Consider the following 660-nt stretch of genomic DNA (forward strand, 5'->3'; position numbering starts at 1 on the left):
TACGCCAGTATTCACGGAGCCGCTGGTCGGGATACCAACCTTGTTTTATTGGAATTCTAACGAGAAGCGTAACGAGCTGGCTTGGCAGTCTCAGGCGGGCAGTTTGACTGGGGCGGTCGCCTCCGAAAGAGTAACGGAGGCGCCCAAAGGTTCCCTCAGCGCGGACGGAAACCGCGCGAAGAGTGCAAAGGCAGAAGGGAGCTTGACTGCGAGACGGACAGGTCGAGCAGGGACGAAAGTCGGGCTTAGTGATCCGGTGGTAGAGAGTGGAATTGCCATCGCTCAACGGATAAAAGCTACCCTGGGGATAACAGGCTTATCTCTCCCAAGAGTCCATATCGACGGGAGGTTTGGCACCTCGATGTCGGCTCATCACATCCTGGGGCTGAAGTAGGTCCCAAGGGTTGGGCTGTTCGCCCATTAAAGTGGTACGCGAGCTGGGTTCAGAACGTCGTGAGACAGTTCGGTCCCTATCCATCGCGGGCGTAAGAAACTTGAAAGGGGCTGCTCCTKAGTACGAGAGGACCGGAGTGGACCGACCAATGGTGTACCAGTCATGGCGCCAGCCGTGCAGCTGGGTAGCTACGTCGGGGACGGATAAACGCTGAAAGCATCTAAGCGTGAAACCAGCCTAGAGATGAGGTTTCTCATTACATCTGA

1 rRNA gene is annotated in these 660 nt (G+C 56.1%); it reads left to right on the forward strand.

Features of this window, described 5'->3' with window-relative positions:
* A 23S ribosomal RNA gene (locus NM10_RS12830) occupies nucleotides 1-660 on the forward strand; the annotation flags it as partial.

Origin of the sequence: Megasphaera sp. NM10 (assembly GCF_000417505.1) — a bacterium.
Lineage (GTDB): Bacteria > Bacillota > Negativicutes > Veillonellales > Megasphaeraceae > Megasphaera > Megasphaera intestinihominis.